Origin of the sequence: Yeguia hominis, assembly GCF_014384705.1 — a bacterium.
GTDB lineage: Bacteria > Bacillota > Clostridia > Oscillospirales > Acutalibacteraceae > Yeguia > Yeguia hominis.
In genome coordinates this window covers 1-1695 of record NZ_JACRSN010000047.1, presented here as the reverse complement: position 1 = coordinate 1695, position 1695 = coordinate 1, and the positions used below count along the sequence as shown (strand labels likewise).

Annotated in this window: 2 protein-coding genes; both read right to left on the bottom strand. The window is 50.1% G+C overall.

Annotation, left to right across the window (positions count from 1 at the left end; translation table 11 throughout):
* Positions 1-135: 135 nt before the first annotated feature.
* Positions 136-510, bottom strand: coding sequence for a TnpV protein (locus IAG03_RS14700; protein ID WP_249320730.1), 375 nt, complete (start codon positions 508-510; stop codon positions 136-138).
* A gap of 18 nt (positions 511-528) precedes the next feature.
* Positions 529-1695 (bottom strand): DUF4368 domain-containing protein (locus IAG03_RS14695; RefSeq protein ID WP_249320729.1); only part of this gene is annotated, 1167 nt, incomplete at its 5' end.

Here is a 1695-nt window from a genome sequence, read left to right as displayed (position 1 = left end):
ATGTCGCACAGGCGAAGGGCGAGGGCGTCAATCTGACCGTTGGTTTCTGCGTCATAGCTCCTGTGCTGCTGTATTAAGCCGTTTATCAGCACTCGCACCTCATAATCGTCCAGCTTGACCTTCATAGCCGTCCTCCTAACAGTAAATCAAATCGTTTGCAACGCTTTCCATAGCAGCACTGCGGATGTTGTTCATCCTCTGCACCCACAGCATTTGATTTTCCTCTTTGAGGGCTTCCGTTACGCCCTCTTTTTTGGAAAGTTGCTTTACCAGCCGAGAAAACATTGCTTCTGCCTGCTCGTTAAGGTCTGCAAGATAATCGTTCAGCTTGCCGGTGGTCAGCAGCTCGGCATACAGACTGACCTTGTGCTTACGGATATACCGCAGGTGTCGCTGTCCCCAAACGCCGATTGGTCTGCCCTCCGGCTCGTCCTCTCCGGCGATCAGGTAGTAATCCCCGACAAGCTCATAGCACAAGCCTGTCCTTTCGTCTGTGATGAATTTTTCCATTGTGTCGTCCTCCTTGAATTATATTGCTTCTCCGGCTTTCTGCTCGGATTGCTTACGGTGATAGTAGGCAAGCTGTTTCTGCCTGCGGTTGATTGCCTTGCATTCCTCGGAGCACAGCACCTCCTGACCGTTGGACGGCCAGAAGGGCTTGCCGCATATCTTGCAGACCTTTTGACGGAAGGTGTGCTCTCCCTTTTCGGCAAAGCGTTTCTTCTCTTTTTCTGCCTGCTGATGGGCTTTTGTACAGTCGGTGTTGCAAAACCTCTGCCTTGTGCTGTTTGGATAAAACTCTTTGCCGCATTGTTCGCACACACGCTTCGGATACTTATGACCGTCATTCGCCGCCCAGCGTTTCGCCTTTGCTTTGGCTTGATGTGCAACATTGCTCTCGCGCTGCCGGTTCTTCTTGCGCTTGGCTTTTTTCTCCGCTTCTTGCTCGGCTTTTTGTCTTGCTTCGGCAATTTCCTTTTCGGAAAGCGGGAGGTCAAACTGCCCGATGAAGTTATAGTAGATGTCCACCTGCTGCTGTCGGTTTGGCTTCTTGCCTATGGCTTCGTGAACAACGATTTTATCAATCAGTTCACACGCCATCTCTTTTGTCAGCTCTGCGGGCTGCTTATACTTCTTGATGAGCCTGATAAACCGCCCGATATGAGCAGAGGACGCTTTGGTTTGCTCCAGCTTCTCCTGAATTTCCGATACTTGGCTCTCAAGGCTGTCCTGTTCAGCAGAGTATTTCTTCATCAGGGACTTGTACTGCTTTTCGGGCAGCAGACCTGAAATGAAATTCTCATAAAGGCTTCCAATCAGGCGGTCAAGCTCGTTCAGTCTGCGATCGATTGTCTGAAGTTCATCCTTTTGCTTTTGCGGTTTGCCGTTTACCTGCGCTTCCCATTTGCATTTCAGTTCTTCGGCAAACCCACGCTCATCTGCAATAATGTGGCTTGAAAGGCGCTGTATAGAGCGCAGTACCAACTGGTAAAGGACTTTATCGCTGATGTGATGAATGGTGCAGTTCACGGTTCTGTTCCCGTAGCTGCTGCATCGGAACGAATGATAGGGTTCTCCGCTTTTGTAGTAATTCGTCTGATAGGACATCTTACTGCCGCAATCAGCGCAATACACAAGACCGGGCAGTAAGCATTCCTCTTGGTGCGTCCCTTCCTTTATACGGCGTGTAGCGTG

Bases quoted from the DNA above. Each gene is read 5' to 3' on its own strand.
- IAG03_RS14700 (WP_249320730.1), bottom strand. From the start codon at position 510: ATGGAAAAATTCATCACAGACGAAAGGACAGGCTTGTGCTATGAGCTT.